At 57.5% G+C, this 16374-nt stretch carries 14 protein-coding genes; 6 read left to right on the forward strand and 8 right to left on the reverse strand.

What is annotated here, in order from left to right:
• Positions 1–22: 22 nt before the first annotated feature.
• The 4 genes from CGA21_RS19255 to CGA21_RS19270 form a co-directional block, all read right to left on the reverse strand.
• Positions 23–697 carry an urease accessory protein UreF gene (locus CGA21_RS19255; protein WP_188264808.1) on the reverse strand — a complete coding sequence of 225 codons (675 nt, stop codon included), beginning with the start codon at positions 695–697 and terminating at the stop codon, positions 23–25.
• Positions 694–1194: an urease accessory protein UreE gene (ureE, locus tag CGA21_RS19260; protein ID WP_110753291.1), complete on the reverse strand. Its 501-nt coding sequence runs from the start codon at positions 1192–1194 to the stop codon at positions 694–696. Before ureE ends, CGA21_RS19255 begins: the two co-directional genes overlap by 4 nt.
• Before the next feature lie 223 nt (positions 1195–1417).
• Complete coding sequence (locus CGA21_RS19265) at positions 1418–2050, reverse strand: TetR family transcriptional regulator (protein ID WP_020797609.1); 633 nt, start codon at positions 2048–2050, stop codon at positions 1418–1420.
• Between the two features lie 171 nt (positions 2051–2221).
• Positions 2222–2638 (reverse strand): hypothetical protein, encoded by a 417-nt coding sequence (locus CGA21_RS19270; protein WP_020797608.1) that lies wholly within the window; start codon positions 2636–2638, stop codon positions 2222–2224.
• Positions 2639–3014: 376 nt separating this feature from the next.
• Between CGA21_RS19270 and CGA21_RS19275 the strand changes: the two genes are divergently transcribed.
• Positions 3015–5084: an AsmA family protein gene (locus CGA21_RS19275; RefSeq protein WP_188264809.1), complete on the forward strand. Its 2070-nt coding sequence runs from the start codon at positions 3015–3017 to the stop codon at positions 5082–5084.
• Positions 5085–5160: 76 nt separating this feature from the next.
• Here CGA21_RS19275 and CGA21_RS19280 read toward each other — a convergent pair whose 3' ends face one another.
• From CGA21_RS19280 to CGA21_RS19290, 3 genes are all read right to left on the reverse strand, one after another.
• Positions 5161–5868 carry a hypothetical protein gene (locus tag CGA21_RS19280; RefSeq protein ID WP_188264810.1) on the reverse strand — a complete coding sequence of 236 codons (708 nt, stop codon included), beginning with the start codon at positions 5866–5868 and terminating at the stop codon, positions 5161–5163.
• Between the two features lie 79 nt (positions 5869–5947).
• Complete coding sequence (locus tag CGA21_RS19285) at positions 5948–6727, reverse strand: hypothetical protein (RefSeq protein WP_188264811.1); 780 nt, start codon at positions 6725–6727, stop codon at positions 5948–5950.
• A gap of 229 nt (positions 6728–6956) precedes the next feature.
• Entirely contained in the window at positions 6957–7859 is a 903-nt protein-coding gene (locus CGA21_RS19290; RefSeq protein ID WP_110753286.1) for a LysR substrate-binding domain-containing protein, read from the reverse strand.
• Positions 7860–7979: 120 nt separating this feature from the next.
• On the opposite strand from CGA21_RS19290, the gene CGA21_RS19295 reads away from it, so the two are divergent.
• The 3 genes from CGA21_RS19295 to CGA21_RS19305 all read left to right on the forward strand — a co-directional run bounded on the left by CGA21_RS19295 (position 7980) and on the right by CGA21_RS19305 (position 9922).
• The gene (locus tag CGA21_RS19295) at positions 7980–8618 is read left to right on the forward strand and encodes an FMN-dependent NADH-azoreductase (RefSeq protein WP_188264812.1); all 639 of its coding nucleotides are present in this window, start codon (positions 7980–7982) and stop codon (positions 8616–8618) included.
• Positions 8619–8924, forward strand: a complete 306-nt coding sequence (locus CGA21_RS19300; RefSeq protein ID WP_110753284.1) for a DMT family transporter — start codon at positions 8619–8621, stop codon at positions 8922–8924. It begins immediately after the preceding gene.
• A 107-nt stretch (positions 8925–9031) separates the two neighbouring features.
• A complete protein-coding gene (locus CGA21_RS19305) occupies positions 9032–9922 on the forward strand; it encodes an esterase/lipase family protein (protein WP_188264813.1) in 891 nt (296 codons plus the stop codon).
• A 6-nt stretch (positions 9923–9928) separates the two neighbouring features.
• Here the strand turns inward: CGA21_RS19305 and CGA21_RS19310 are convergent, their stop codons facing one another.
• On the reverse strand, positions 9929–10816 hold the full coding sequence (locus CGA21_RS19310; protein WP_188264814.1) for a DMT family transporter: 888 nt from the start codon (positions 10814–10816) through the stop codon (positions 9929–9931).
• Between the two features lie 95 nt (positions 10817–10911).
• Here CGA21_RS19310 and CGA21_RS19315 point away from each other — a divergent pair, with 95 nt between their 5' ends.
• Together CGA21_RS19315 and CGA21_RS19320 are read left to right on the forward strand one after the other, a co-directional pair.
• Entirely contained in the window at positions 10912–11694 is a 783-nt protein-coding gene (locus CGA21_RS19315) for an AraC family transcriptional regulator (RefSeq protein ID WP_177411663.1), read from the forward strand.
• Between the two features lie 205 nt (positions 11695–11899).
• Positions 11900–16327 carry a dermonecrotic toxin domain-containing protein gene (locus CGA21_RS19320; RefSeq protein WP_188264815.1) on the forward strand — a complete coding sequence of 1476 codons (4428 nt, stop codon included), beginning with the start codon at positions 11900–11902 and terminating at the stop codon, positions 16325–16327.
• Positions 16328–16374 lie beyond the last annotated feature (47 nt).

Consider the following 16374-nt stretch of genomic DNA (forward strand, 5'->3'; position numbering starts at 1 on the left):
TGATTCTCCAAAATAACAGGCCCTAGGAACGGAACAGACGGCTGTACTGGCGCTCGTGGGCCATGCACGCCAGGGACAGGCCAAACGCGGCGCTGCCAAAATGTTCGGGAGTGGTTCGGGTGGCATCCTGCTGGGCCTGCTGCAGCAGCGGCAGCAGTTCACTGGTCAAGCGCTGCGCAGCCTGCTGGCCCAGTGGCAGGGTTTTCATCAGTACCGCCAGTTGGTTTTCCAGCCAGCTCCAGAGCCACGCGGCCAGTGCGTCCTGCGGGCTGATCTGCCAGGCGCGCGCGGCCAGCGCCCAGCCCAGGGCCAGGTGCGGTTCGGGTCGTTGTGCAAGGAGAGCGCGGGCCGCTGAGTCGAGTTCAGGCAGGCCATTGAGCAGTTGCTGCAAGGAGTAGCCCATTTGCCGGCTTTCCTGATGCAGTTCGCGGGTTTCCCGGCTGGCACGGTGTTCTTCGCAGCGCTGCAGCAGTTCGCTCCAGTTCTCCTCGACCGCGGCCACGCAATGGGCGAGCAGCAGCGGCGCCTCGAAGCGGGCGAGATTGAGCAGCAACTGATCGCTTATCCAGCGCCGCGCGCTGTCGGGATCGTGCACTTGGCCGTTGTCCACCGCCATTTCCAGGCCTTGGGAATAGCTGTAGCCGCCAATCGGCAATTGCGGACTGGCCAGGCGCAGCAGGGCCCATGCAGGGTTCATGGGCGCACGCCGAACTGATGCAGTTTTGGCGGGTAGTTGAAATCTTCGTCGCCGTGGCGGGAGTGGTGGTGACCGCCGCCGTAGGCGCCGTGTTCAGGTTGAAAGGCCGCTTCGATGGGTTCGGCTTGCGCGCCAAGTTGTTCGAGCATGGCCTTGAGCACATAGTCGTCGAGCAGGCGCAACCAGCCGTCGCCCACTTGCAGGGCAACATGGCGATTACCCAGGTGATAGGCGGCACGGGTCAATTCGTAGGCATTGGCGCAGGTGACGTGCAGCAATTGCTCGGGGCGGGCACAGACGCGCACCACGCGGCCGTCTTCGGCTTGCAGACATTCGCCGTCATACAAAGGCGGTTGACCGCGCTCCAAAAACAAACCGACGTCCTCACCTTCGGCACTGAAACAGCGCAAGCGGCTTTTGCTCCGGGCCTCGAAGGTCAAGTGCAACTCGGCGGCCCAGTCGGGTTGAGGGTCGATTCTGCGATGAATCACCAGCATCGGAAAGCTTCCAGCAGTGGACAATACTCAGGCTAGAGCAAGGGGCTTGCCAATCTGGGAGCGTGTAGGAAATACCTGTAGGCAGCGTAGGAAAAGTTTCGAGGTGCTCAGGATTTTGACTGAAATTGGTGCGCAGCTTTTTCAAACTGCACCAATTTGCGGCGAACAGGGCATGGCGGCGCTGCCCGTGAGGAGCTGCCGACGACTGCGATCTTTTTAAGCGTTACTCGGTACTTCCAAGCCCCTGCCAATGCTTGAGGCCGATAAAGATGAACCGCAGCTGCTGGGTGATCTTTGCTTGCGGCGTCAAATGTTCAGGAAGCGCGTCGGCTGGCGGGTCGATGATGTCCGGCAAAGTGGCGAACACGCTCTTGACGATCAGGTCGGCCATGACGCTCAAGCCGGCCATGTCCAGGTGTTGCAGTTTCGGCATCAAGGACAGGTCGGCAGCCAGGTCCGAACTGATGTTCTCGCGCAAGCGACCAATGGCCAGTCGTACCGGCAACGAGCCGCCGTACTGTTCTCTGGCGAGGAACAGGAATTGCGAACGATTGGCCGACACCACATCGAGAAATATCCGCACGGACGCGTCGATAATGCCGCCCATGACAAACTCGTTGTGCCGCACCAGGCGAATGGTTTCACGGAAGGTCTGGCCGACCTCGCTCACCAGCACCAGGCCGAGTTCATCCATGTCGGCGAAATGCCGATAGAAGCCGGTGGGGACGATTCCAGCGGTTTTTGCGACTTCACGCAGGCTCAGGCTGCCAAATCCTCGGCCGCCCTCCATCAAGTGGCGGGCCGCGTCCATCAAGGCGTTGCGGGTTTGTTGTTTCTGTTCGGCGCGGGGCAGCATCGCAATGACGTTTTCTGAAAAGGACTGCGGCGCACTCTAGCAAATCGGCTTTGCCGGCGTCGAACGACATAGGCGGGATCTGGCGGGGCGGTGCGACTTCTACAAAAGGCAATGACCAGAAAATCAAAAGCCCAATCTGTTGATTGGGCTTTTTTCAAGGCCGCCATGGGCTTAGCTCATAGCGCTGTTGCGTTCGATGACACGGTCACCACCGCCTTCAGCAATGGTTTGACCTGGAGTGCGGTCGGAACCGTCAGCGGCAACCGTTTGACCTTGTGGAGTCTGGTCGTAGCCGTCTTCAGCGATCAGGCCTTTTTCTCTCAGGCGATCGTTACCACCTTCGGCGACGGTTTGCCCTGGGGTGCGGTCGGAGCCATCAGCGGCGATGGTTTGACCCGGAGTGCGGTCGGAGCCATCAGCAGCGACGGTTTGACCTGGGGTACGGTCGGAGCCATCAGCGGCAACGGTTTGGCTGAACACCGAGTGAGTGTCTTTCACTTGCGGAGTGGCCTGGTCAGCGGCCGGCAGCGCAAAAGCGGTGCTGGCCAGCATTGAAAGTGTGAGGCTAAGCAGAAGTTGGCGTTTCATGATGGGTGCTCCGTAGGAGTGCGATAAATTGGGTACGAAGGCAATGCTACTCTTGATAAGTCGATATAAAAGTTCATAAACGCAATGTTAATAATCAACGGAATTGATTGTTCTCTACAGCCCTTCTAAACCGGGCCTTTGCGGCGCACCGAGGTGGGTATTTTCGACTCAACCGCGCCACGCAAAAGTGCGGCCCCGGTAACGCTGTCCGGGAGGAGGGGCGCCATGTTCAATCGCCAACGGCGGCAAAATCGGATTTTCAATTAAACCTGCGGGCCATTTGCCAGTCGTAGATTCCATGACGGGCCGGTTCTGGCCCCGCGTTTCCACTGAGCATCGCGATCGTGACGCTCAGTCGTATCAGGAGCTCTGTGCAATGACGCGCACTCGTAAAATTCTCGCCTGGATCGTGACCAGCCTTGTTGTCCTGCTGGCCGTGCTGGTGCTGGTCATCGTGTTCTTCGACTGGAACCGGATCAAACCGTCCCTCAATGCCAAAGTATCCGAAGAACTGCACCGCCCATTCGCGATCAACGGCAATCTGGCGGTGGTTTGGCAGCGCGAGCGCGACGAGGGTGGCTGGCGTGCCTGGGTGCCCTGGCCGCATGTGGTGGCCGAGGATCTGAGCCTGGGCAACCCGGACTGGTCGAAGGCGCCGCAGATGGCCAGCCTCAAGCGCGTCGAATTGCGCATTTCGCCGCTGGCCTTGTTGGCGCAGCGTGTGGTAATCCCGCGCATCGACCTCACCGAACCCAACGCCGCGTTGCAGCGCCTGGCCGACGGTCGTGCCAACTGGACCTTCAAGTTCGACCCGAAAGACCCGAACGCCGAGCCTTCGTCCTGGGTAGTGGATATCGGGACGATCGGCTTCGACAAAGGACATGTCACTCTTGACGACCAGAACCTGAAGACACAACTGGACCTACTGATCGACCCCTTGGGCAAGCCGATTCCCTTCAGCGAAATCGTTGGCGACAAAACGGCGAAAACAGCCTCCGGGCAGGGCAGTGCGCCGCAGGATTACGCGTTTGCACTAAAGGTCAAAGGCCAGTACCACGCTCAGAAACTCACGGGACAAGGCAAAATCGGTGGGCTGCTGGCGCTGCAGGACGCGGCTCGGCCGTTTCCGCTGCAGGCGCAAGCGAAGATCGGCGACACCAGCGTGGAGTTGGCCGGCACGCTGACCGATCCGATGAATCTGGGCGCCCTGGATCTACGCCTGAAACTGGCTGGCACTAGCCTGGGCAACCTCTATCCCCTGACCGGCGTGACCCTGCCGGATACGCCGCCGTATGCCACCGACGGCCATCTGATTGCCAAGCTGCATGAGCCGGGCGGTGCGGTATTTCGTTATGAAGCGTTCAACGGTACGATCGGCTCGAGCGACATTCATGGCAGCCTGGCTTACGTCGCCGGCCAGCCCCGCCCTAAACTCAGCGGGTCGCTGCTATCCAATCAATTGCTGTTCGCCGACCTGGCCCCATTGATTGGTGCCGACTCCAACGCCAAGCAAAAAGCCCGCGGCGGCGAGAGCAAGCAGCCGGCGGACAAGGTACTGCCGGTCGAGGAGTTCAAGACCGATCGCTGGCGCGATATGGATGCGGATGTCGAATTCACTGGAAAGCGCATCGTTCATAGCGAAAAGTTGCCGTTCAACGACCTCTACACCCACCTGGTGCTCACCGATGGCGTGCTCAGTCTCGAACCGTTGCGCTTCGGCGTGGCCGGCGGCAAGCTGGATGCACAGATTCGCCTCAACGGGCGCACCGAACCGCTGGAAGGTCAGGCGAAACTGACCGCTCGGGGTTTCAAGCTCAAGCAGTTGTTCCCGACCTTCGAACCGATGAAAACCAGCTTCGGCGAACTCAATGGCGATGCCGACATCACCGGGCGCGGCAATTCGGTGGCCAAGTTGCTGGGCAGCGCCAACGGCAGGTTGAAAATGCTGATCAACGACGGCGCCATCAGTCGCGAGCTGATGGAACTGGCGGGCCTGAACGTGGGCAACTATGTGGTCGGCAAGATATTTGGCGACAAGGAAGTGAAAATCAACTGCGCCGCTGCCGACTTCGATATCAAGGCCGGCCTGGCCACTACGCAACTGTTTGTCTTCGATACCGAGAACGCGATCGTCTACATCGATGGCACGGCGAACATGGCCACCGAGCAACTGGACCTGACTATCACGCCGGAATCCAAGGGCTGGCGGTTGATCTCGCTGCGTTCGCCGCTGTATGTGCGGGGTAAATTCATCAAGCCAGACGCCGGGGTGAAAGCCGTCCCCTTGATGTTGCGTGGGGCCGGAATGGTTGCGCTCGGTGTGATTGCGGCGCCGGCGGCGGGGCTGTTGGCGCTGGTGGCGCCGAGCGGGGGAGAGCCGAACCAGTGCGCGCCGTTACTGGAGCAGATGAAGGCGGGCAAGGCCCCCAAGACGGTAAAGAACTGAGTTGACGCTGAAATTGCTCTAATCGCTCACGACTCGGACTTCGGGAGCGATTAGAACAACGGGTTGTTCCACTCTTTCAATTCGCGCTGGGTGAAGCGTTGAAATGAAACAAGTCGGTTTGCAATTTGTTGCCCAATTTGTTGATGAGGGGCTCTCTGAACTGACTGTATTGACGTTCATCCAGTGAACTGCGTAACAGACGAATATTACTGTTCCCATTCTTGATTGTCGTGAGTACAGGTTGATTCAAAATGTCAGTTGTAATTTCCTCTCCGGCCTCGAAGGAGATTTGCACGGTCAACAAGGTTTTATTGCTACGCACGATGGTCAACAAGACTGCAGTTGAGACGAGTTGGTCTTTGCTGTCAGCGTCTTTAATATGACAGGTACTATCGTAAGCGTTGGCCTGAAGCCTGGCGATGAGAGCCTCAATCGCCGAGGCGTTTGCCGGGAGTGTTTCCAAATCAGAAAAGAAGCTGAGCAGCGCTTGCTCTTCCTTTTCCGAGAGAGCGTTTCCCGTGCATTCAATGACGATGCTGGACAAACGTGCGGCACGGAAATCAAGATGCCGAACTTCCCGGCTGTTGAGGGTCCAGCCAAACCTGTTCAGGGTTTGAGTGTATGTTTGCCACCACGCCTCCTGGTCCTTGCCTGCCCTTGTCGCCAAGAGACTCGCGTACAGCGTGGAGTGCAAGATATCGTTTTTGAAACTGTCAGAGTGCATGCCGCAGAATAAAATTATGTTGCCGTTGCTCAGATAAGCGTCAAGGTTATTTTTGTTCATGGTGAATTCTGCTGAGAGGATAGCGCGCGAATAGATGTTTAAATCGGCAGTGTATTGCCGATTTAAACATCATGAAATATTAAAAGTCCGGAAGGTCAATAATGTATTTTTTTCCTGCCTCGGTGAATTTGTCATACAGCGAGTCACTCAGGCGGGAGAAAACCTTTCTGTCCAGATAGGCGCGCGTCGCGCCTGATTTAATGGAGGTGGACTGACTCGTCGATTTCCAGAACAGAATGCCCCGGGTGCTTTCCTGTGCGTTCATGGACACGTAGTTAAGGACCATGTTCGGCTGCCCGCTAGCGTCCAGGAAGACGGGAGCAATTTCGAATTTGTTCGTTTTGCCGGTATCTTTATTACTATTGAAGATCTCTATTGTCCGTTGGCCTTTCTTCACCTCTACCAGCGCTTTTTGTGCGACATATGCCAGTGTGGACGCGGCTTGTGGACCCAGCAAGCCTGCTACGATCTCCACGGCAATCTGGTCCATCGTGAGGCCGATTCTTTTGATAGTGACATCCTTTAATTGCTTGTTTTGAATGACCCAGCCCAGTTTGCTCAAACCATCAACATAATATTTATACCAATCCGAAAGTTGCTCCTCCTTAGGGTATTTCTTGGAGGCAGCATTCTGCATGACTAGCTTGCAGAGGTTGACATCGTCAATAATCTCTGTGGATATACCAGGGAAAAACGTATTAATTGTATCCGGCATGACGCTTGCGGTTGGTTTGCTTTCATCATGTTTGACCGCGCCTTGCTCATTTTCAAGGTTGGCGAAGGACCGTGTTGTCAGGGTTGGCAGGGGTGCGAGGGGGGCCAGGGATTCGATGAATTCTAGCCGCTCTTCAATGTACATAAGTATTCCTTTACTTGGGTTATATAAGCAACCGATGGGTTGTAGTTGTTATAATAGTTGCGTCCTTGGCGAAGTCTATCGACTCATTGTAACTTCTGGTTTTGAGGGTGGACTAAAACGGTGGTGCTGAAAGGAAGGCGCTATATTTCCAGCTTTTGTGTGAGGCTGTTTGTATTAGGTGCTGCAAACTATGAAGTTCTTGGTAATTTGCAACAGCGCTTGACGTTACTTACGACAAGGCATATCCGGATACCATTGCCTCTTCCCGCAACCACGCAAAAAACGCCCGGACTGGCGGATGTCGCTCACGCCCCGGCACGCACAGGGCGCTGTAACCGGCGCCGTCCACCTGCACGTCGCCCCGATAAGGCAAAAGCAACCCACTGGCGACACTTTCCGACACCAGAATATTGCTCGCCAGCACCAGCCCCTGACCGGCAATCGCCGCTTGCAGGGCGTAATGCTCTTCATCGTATTCGCGCACGATGGGCTGGCCCGCCAGCCAGTTTTCGCCGGACTGTGCACACCAGGCCTCCCAGCCATGGGCGTAGAGTTTGGAATTATGCCAGTGCACGCTGATCAGCGTGGGCGTGTGCCGGGCAGCGAGGGCCACTTGCTCGGGCGAGCCGTAAACGCCGAAAGACTCGTCGAACAGGCAAACGCCGTACAGGTTCGGATAGTCATCGAGGCTGTAGCGCACCACCAGGTCGACACTGGCGTCCTGATGCAAATCGATGACCTCGCAATGGGTGTCCAGGCGCAGGCTGATGTTGGGGTGTCGGGCATAGAAACGCCCCAGACGCGGCACCAGCCACAAGGCGGCAAAGGCGGCGGTGGTGGAGATCGTCAGGCTCGTGCCGCTGCGATGGGGGCGCAGGGTGTCGACGCTTTGCGCCACTTCCAGGAAGGCGCCATGCAGGCTGTGGAACAAACGCTCGCCGCCTTCGGTCAGTCGTACCTGGCGTGGCAGCCGCTCGAACAGTTGCACGCCGAGCCAGGTTTCCAGCGAGCGGATCTGATGGGACACCGCCGTCGGAGTGACTGACAGTTCTTCAGCGGCGGCCTTGAAACTCAACAGGCGTGAGGCGGATTCAAATGCGCGCAGGGCGGTTAATGGCAACGAGGCAAACATGCAATCTCCATGGATGAAATGGATTCATCCAGACTGATTTTTGTTCAGTTGATCGGGTGCGGCTGTAAGCGCCAAGCTGCGAGCCACATGCAGTTTGAGTTTAATCCCAAGGAGAGTCAGATGAGTACAGTTCTTGCGATTCATGCCAGTCCACGGGGTGATCGTTCGCACTCCCGGCGTTTGGCGGAAGTCTTTCTATCGGCCTGGCAGGCCCGTCACCCCCAATCGAAACTGACCCGCCGCGAAGTCGGCCGAGCGTTGATTCCACCGGTCAACGAGGCGTTCGTGGCCGCCGCGTTCTACCCCGAACCCGACGCGCGTCCCTTGTCGATGCAAGCGGACCTGGCGCTTAGCGATACGCTGGTCGAGGAGTTGCTCGGGCACGACGTGCTGGTGATTTCCACGCCCATGCACAATTTCAGCGTGCCCAGCGGCCTGAAAGCCTGGATCGACCAGATCGTGCGGCTGGGGCTGACCTTCAATCACACCCTGGATAACGGTATCGCGCAGTATGAGCCATTGGTGCAGGGCAAAAAGGCCTTGATCGTGACCAGTCGCGGCGGATTTGGCTTTGGCCCGGGCGGCGAGCTGGAGGCGATGAACCATGCAGATACGCTTCTACGCACGGCGTTGGGTTTCATCGGCATCACCGATGTCACCGTGATCGCTGTCGAAGGCGAGGAGTCCGAGGCGCGCACGTTCGAAGTCTCTGCCGCCGAAGCGGAGCAGCGCTTGCTGGCCCTGGCCAGGGAGTTCTAGATGGCCTGGCTGTTTTTGCTGATCGCCGCCGGGTTCGAAGTCACCTTCGCCATGGGCATGAAGTACGCCGAGGGCTTCACCCGGCCCTGGCCATCGCTGATGACTGTTGTGGCGGCAGTGGGCGGGATTTATTTCCTGACCCTGGCCATGCGCGAATTGCCGGTGAGCATCGCCTACCCGATCTGGACCGCCATCGGTTCGCTGGGCACGGTGTTTCTCGGCTTTGTCTTGCTGGGTGAGAGCCTGACAGCGGTCAAACTGCTGTCGGTCGGGCTGATCGTGGCCGGCGTGGTGGGGCTGAAGTAGGGCGGATGACCTAGACTGGTCGTCGGTTTGTCATGTTCGCTGGCGAAGCTTGGCGGAAGTCTTGCAATCGCCAGGCGTCACCTCACCGATCACAAGGATGTTCGCCCATGTCGCAAGATTCGGCCACGCGTTACCCGCTGGTGCTGGTCCCGGGAATGCTCGGGTTTATCCGTTTGGTGTTCTATCCGTATTGGTACGGGATCGCCGAGGCTTTGCGCCAGGGTGGTGCGGTGGTGTTTGCGGTGCAGGTCTCGCCGCTCAATTCCAGCGAAGTGTGCGGCGAGCAATTGTTGGCGCGCATTGAAGAGATTCTGCGTGAGACCGGAGCTGAAAAGGTAAATTTGCTAGGGCACAGCCAGGGCTCGTTGACCGCGCGCTACGCGGCAGCCAAACGCCCGGATCTGGTCGCCTCGGTGACCTCGGTGGCCGGGCCTAATCATGGTTCGGAACTGGCCGACTATCTGCACAAACACTATCCCCATGACAGCGTCGGAGGGCGTCTGGTGATCTTTCTGGTACGGTGCGTTGCAACGCTGATGAGCCTGCTGGAGACCGGCTATCGCGGACCGAAGTTGCCGGTGGATATCCTTGCGTCCCATCATTCGCTCACTACTGCAGGCGTGGCACGGTTCAATCAACGTTTTCCACAGGGGCTGCCAGATACCTGGGGCGGGCACGGACCGGAAGAGGTGAACGGTGTGCGTTACTACTCCTGGTCCGGCACTTTGCAGCCGGGCAAGACCAATCGTGGGCTGAACCTGTTCGATGGCACCAACCGCAGTTGCCGGTTGTTTGCCAAAACCTTCGTACGCGAGGCCGGGCATTGCGACGGGATGGTCGGGCGTTACAGCTCGCACCTCGGGACCGTGATTGGCGACGAGTACCCGCTGGACCACTTCGACATCGTCAACCAGTCGTTGGGGCTGGTGGGCAAGGGGGCAGAGCCGATCCGGCTGTTTGTCGAACATGCGGCCCGCTTGAAAGCCGCCGGGGTCTAGACGGCGTCAGGCCACACTGGCCTTACGACCCAATACCGTCGTCCAGCGCTCGGAAAGAATCACCCCGCCCAGCGTCAACATCCCGCCCACCAGGTGGTACAGCGCCAACTGCTCATGCAGCACCACCGCTGCAATGAGCGCGGTAATCAGCGGCAGCAAATTGAAGAACAGCGTGGTCCGGCTGGGTCCCAGACGCACCACGGCTTGCATCCACGCCAGCGGTGCGACCATCGAGGCCAGCAAGCAGGCGTAAAGCACCAGGGGAATATTGTGCAGGGTCGGGCCGATTTTCGGTGAGGCGAGAAACATCGGAAACAACACCACCACCGCGACCAGTACCTGCAAATACAGCAACACCAATGGCGGCAAGCGCAGCTGCCATTTTTTCAGCAACGTGCTGTAGATCGCGTAGGCCAGGGTGGCGATCAGCATCATCGCGTCCCCCAGGTTCACCCCATGTTCCAGCAGCACACCCAGGCTGCCGGACGAGACGACCACCAACACGCCGGCAAACGACAACACCGCACCCGCCAGTGCGCCGATGGTCAGGCGCTGGCCAAGGCTGATGATCGCCATGGCCAGCGACATCAGAGGCATCAATGACAGGATGATGCCCATGTTGGTCGCGGAGGTCAGGCTCGCGGCGAAGTACGCCAGGCTTTGGTACACCGCCATGCCGAGCACGCCGAGGACAAAGATCTTGCCCAGGTTCGGGCGAATCGAGGGCCAGTGGGCAATGACAGGTTTGAGCATGAAGGGCGTGAACAGCAAGCCGGCCAGCAGCCAGCGGTAGAAACCGATCTCGGCAGGGTAAATCGCCCCGGCCGACATTTTGGTGATCACGGTATTGCCGGCCCAGATGAAAATGGCCAGCAGGGGATAAGCGTATTGCATGGGAAAAACCAGAACGTTGATGAGGGGGCATTATCCTCTGTCTGGCTAACTGCCTATACTTCAATCCAGACAACCTGCCCCTCATGACGGACAGCATGAACAGTAAACCCATCGATCTACTGGATTTCAGTGAGCTGCCTGCCCCGGTGTATTTCCGCTACGCCGACTTTGATGCTCATCGCTACGCCTCGGCTCACCGTCATCCTTGGGGCACCCTGGAGTATTCGGCCCATGGCGTACTGCGCATGGACATCGGCGGCAGCCGCTTCATGTCACCGCCACAATACGCGATATGGGTGCCGCCGCAGACCGAGCACAGTTTCTACAGTCATCAGCCGATCAACTACCGTGCGGTCTGCCTGGCTGCGCCCGTATGCCGTGATCTGCCGGCGCAAGCCTGCACGCTGGCGATCAGCGACATTCTCAAAGCGATCCTCAAAGACTTTGCCGCTCGCGATGTAAAGATCCCCGAGCATCAAGCCGACAAACGCCTGGCCCAAGTGTTGGTGGATCAACTTCGACAGGCGCCGGTGCATGAGCGCTACTTGCCGTACGCCAGCAGTCCTGGCTTGCACGGCATTCTGGAGGCCTTGCAGGCAGGGCCGGGAGACAACCGGCCATTAGCGCATTGGGCCGCGACCATCCATGTCAGCGAACGCACCCTGGCGCGGCAATTCATCCGGGAGTTGGGCATGAGTTTTGGCGAGTGGCGGCAGCGGTTACGATTTCTGGCGTCGATCGAAGCGCTGGACAGCCACCGCAGCATTCAGGAAATCGCATTCGACATGGGTTACAGCACCGGCTCGGCATTTATCGCAATGTTTCAACGCCAGGCAGGTTGCACGCCGGAACATTATCGCAGGCACCGGGGGTTTTGATGGTCGGAACGGTGGTTTTACGTGAAGGTTATGCATGTAAGTTTTCCAGGTATTTCTGCGTGATCAACTAATCGTAGTTGTTTGCTGGTACGGACTTACTTGCGGGGCGTTACACATGTTTTGTCTGAAATGTACGCCATGAAGCTTTTTGGTCTCGCGGTATGCTCCAGCCTGAATTGACTAGATCGTAATGGAGTGATCAGGCATGGAGCATTCAGTTCTGGTTCGCGAGCAGGCAGAACCCATCAGGCAAGAAAAAAGTATCCATCATGATTTTATAAAAAGGGCTGTGCCAACATGGGTGGCCGGCGCTTCGTTGAAAAGAGTGAGTGCGCTGAAGCGGGGTCTTTGCGGTATTCCTCAGTGGAGCAAGGACGCGCCTGCGGTATTACACAGCAGTTTGAAAAATTCCATGACAACAAGCTGGCATGCGCAAAATGATGTCGACCGCATGCTGGCGCAATTGCAGGATGTTTACGAGTTTGCCGAGCCGTTGCTGATTCAGGCCTTGAAAACACAATACGGAATTGATGTCGATGTCAGGCGTACATATCTGAAGTTGTTCGCTCCGACAAGTGTGCCCCTGTGGGCGACCAGCGTTGTGCGGGGGGCCGGCTCTCGCACGGTCTCAATGCTGGATGCGGCTTTGCATAACTTTGCACATCATGAAGTGCTGCTTCCTGACTCGCAGTTTATTTCAAAGCCGGATGAGCTGGGTCGTTTCGAAATACTGAATATCAGAAACAGGATGTCTATTGAGCAGTTCAAGACCCTGAGTCGGGAACTGGATCTTGGCGCGCAATACCAAAAACATCTCGAACAGTATTTGCGCCCCACCGATGGCCTGGCCCAAGGGGTGTTGCAGCACAAAATCATCAAGAGCCAGAAGGCCGCGCTGAACGCCGCCACCGACCTGGCCTTGATGCGCAAAGATATTTCAGCCCACGGCTATCGGGTGGTCAAGGGCATGCTTGAAGGGCTTCAAGGCATGAAGCTGCAAGGCCTGCCGGTTCGTTACTATCACCTGACGGTGCTGGACACCCGCATGCACGGCATCGTGCTGATCGCCGGTGATCTGGATGCGCCCGTTGTCGGGAGGCGACTCATTGCCTATGTACCTCACGACCCTGAGCATCCATTGAAAGAATATGCGTCGATGCAAGAGTTCGTGCTTGAGCTGACCCGCCAGTTGCGCGACGCCAGCTCGACCCCTACGCGTGATGGCCTTCCCTCCAAACGCAGTTACCAGGAATTTTTCAGCCGCTTCGTTGCTCATCAGCAACGCGGACATTTCTTTGCCGAGCTCAACAGTCGCCTCGTCGAGATCAGGCAGCATGAAAAGGAATGGGGCGTGGATCGGCCCGTCTGGCGTGAAACTGCGGTGGAAAACCCGCGCCTTCATCTTGGTACGCTGAAATTTCAGGACGATACCGAAACCCGCTTCAATGGCGACCTGTGGGTGTATCTCTACCAGGTGCAGCAAAACAAAATCCTCAACGACGCACGGGAGATGGTGATTTCCACTGCCGATGCCGATCGAATAGAGCGTCAAGCCTGGTTCGATAACCTGACAAAGATGCTGGCCGATATCTTCAACGCCGCGTTGCTGGTGGTGACGCCGTTCGTGCCATTTCTGGGCGAAGTCATGATGGCCTACATGGTCTATCAGCTGGCAAGCGAAGTGATTGAAGGCGTCGTCGATCTGGCTGAGGGGATTTATCTGGAAGGCGCCGAGCACCTGATAGGCTTCGTTGAAAGTCTGATCCAGCTGGGTACGTTCGGTGCCGGTATGAACCTTGTTTCAGAGGTGGCGCTGCCCAAGCTCTCATCATTCATCGAAGGGGCCAAGCCTGTCACTTTGGCCAACGGTGACAAGCGGCTGTGGGGACAGAACCTTGAACCCTATCAGCGCAATCCGGCGTTGTCCGCCGATTCAAAGCCCGACGAACACTGGCTGCATCGGCAAGAAGGCAAGTCAATTCTCAATCTCGATACGCGCTACTTCGAACTCAAGAAAGACCCGAAGACCGGCAAGCATCGAGTGCAGCACCCAACCCGGCCGGACGCCTATCAACCCATGGTCGAGAGTAATGGAGAAGGTGCCTTCGTCATCGAGGGTGAGCAGCCTCACTTGTGGGATGACCATACCTTGATGGCCCGACTCGGCCAGCCAATGGCAAAGTTGATCGACGCGTTCGATGACATTCGCACGGTGAGTCGCTGCGATGTCAATGCGATCCGTCGAATGTATGTCGACAAGGAGCGCGCTTTACCTTTGTTGAGCGATACGGTGACGCGTTTCCAGATCGACCAGGATATCCAGGCATTTATCCGACAGATTGGCAGTGATCATCCGCAGGATTATTTACAGGCCGACCCTGCCTTTCAGTTTGAGCTGCTGGACGGCCTGTGGCCCGGCTCGGCAATCGAACTGACAGGGGCCGATGGCGAAGTTCTGAGGGTTATAGGTCAGGCCGACGCTGCACCCGTAACGATACGAAAGGATCGCTTGATCGAAGGCGACTTGCTTAAAACGCTGTTATCCCATCTTGATCAGGCTGATACAAAATTGCTGATGGGCCAGGCCCCAGGCGCATCGGAATCTACCATCGACGCGAATGCCCGACAGTTGAGGCTTGAACTGGCGAAACAGGCAAAAAACAGGCAAACATCGCTATTCGACGTACGTTACCGTCAGCTCGAAAAGGCCCGAAGCGCCAAGAGTGACTCGGTTAGAAATATCCAGGACCGAGTGCCAGGTCTGCCGGGCACCGTTGCGCAAGAGTTACTGGCGATTGCCACTGACTCGGAATTGCGGGATATCGCGCAAGCAAAGCTGTCCGACAGGCTTGAAAACCTCGCGCAATGGGCTCTTCGGGATGTGCGCAGCGCCCGTGCTTATGAAGGGTTGTATCTGGATTCGGTCGACAATCCCGATACCCGCAGGCTGGTCTTGCACTCACTGGAAAACCTCCCCGGCTGGAATCCCGATGTGCAAATAGATGTTTGCCGGTTCGATTTTGGGGGAGCCTTGCTCGACAGCATCGGCAAGGAAAGCGCCACGATTCGACGCACCCTCGTCGAGCGCGAAGACTTGACCTTCCAGGCTTATGACGATGAAGGCAACCTGTTGGGCACTGCTGCAGACTTCTACTCGTCGATTTTGCAAGCGCTTCCGAATGCCGAGCGCAACGCCCTGAATATGGGCGTAGGACAAGGGCGGCAACTGAAAGAGGCAATTGGCAACCGGGCACTCAAGCCGTATCGACTAAGCCAGATACTTTCAGAGCTGCCCGTTCTTGCCCCATCCACTTTCGACCCCCGGGTCATGCGCCTGCGTGGCGGCGCTCCGACTGGAGAAGGCGAGGCCGCCACGTTGCAGGAGGTCGCGGATCTGTATCCGGAACTCGTCGTGGGAGCCTTTCATCCTTCCGTTTCGGCGTTCGAAAGGTATGACTACTTGCGTGGCTTGAAGCTGATGCACGACACCTTTCCTGATGAATACTTTCATTCATTGTGGCAGGCGTTATTCGAGGCCAACACAGCCGGGGACGCACAAGCCAATGCCAACGTGGTGCAGAGCATCGAAGCCTTGCCGGACCTGGAAAAGCTGATGACGGACGAGCAATTCACGCCATTGATCGAGCAGATGTTCACCCGGGAGGGCCTGATCCCGCTGCAAGAATCCAGGCGCAACCTGGCCATGAATGCGAGAAATCTGGAGCGCACCGGACGGGCCGACGAGTATCAGGCGCTGTTGCGTTCGGTTCAGCAAAGCGCGCAAGCGCTAACCCCGAAACTGGCGGACTTGCGAAGCTATGGCAACCAACTGTCGAAAAACGTAGCGACGTCCGACGAACCGATCCAGGTTTCGCCGCGAACCATGGGCGACTTGAAGTTGGCGCAACAGGCTATCTGCCGCGCCAAGGAGCTCATCCCATTATCCGGCAACCAATTGCCGAGCATGTGGGAGAAGGGTGGTTCGGCAATAGCGAAGATCAAGGGGCTGCGGGAGATGAACCTGCAGGAAGGCGGTTTCACCGCGAAGCTGACTGTCGCTGAAGCCGCGCGTAAAGCCATTGAGATCAAGGGCGGTAATTGCTCGGAAAACTCCAAGGTGACGTTTTCGATACTTGCCAGCCAGCCCCGGACCTCCAGTATTCACATCGTCAAGGCCACCGAGCTTGACCATCAATATGTGGTCATTGGCGATGACTTGAGCAATCCCGAAGCACTGGTCGTCGCCGATTCCTGGCCGGAATTCCCTTCGGCGCATCTGGCCAGCAAGGGCTGCTTCGAGTTTGAAATGCCGCCAATGCAGACACTGGAGCCCGGTCCGGCCATCGCCGAATACGCGTTTGTCAATGACATCCCGCCCGGTCCGACGCCGTTACCCGCTGTTTCCGAGCCGAACACGTTCAGGCAGATAAAAATCAACAAGCTCTATAAAACAGGAGCCTTTGCCCAGTGGACGTCAGTGAATGAGTTGGGCCTGACCTACCGTGTCGAAGGCGGTACTCCGGTTTCGTTCGAGCGGTTGCCCGCGTCGGTGATCGAAAATCGGGTTGATGCTTACAACCGCTACTTGAACGCATTCAAAGGTCTTCTGCCTGAGCAGGCGGATGCTGATTGAGCACTGGCGGGTGAAGGTGTAACAGCTCTTGTCTACACTGGCCTTGA

The sequence above is a fragment of the Pseudomonas sp. PSB11 genome (assembly GCF_014596605.1).
Taxonomy (GTDB): domain Bacteria; phylum Pseudomonadota; class Gammaproteobacteria; order Pseudomonadales; family Pseudomonadaceae; genus Aquipseudomonas; species Aquipseudomonas umsongensis.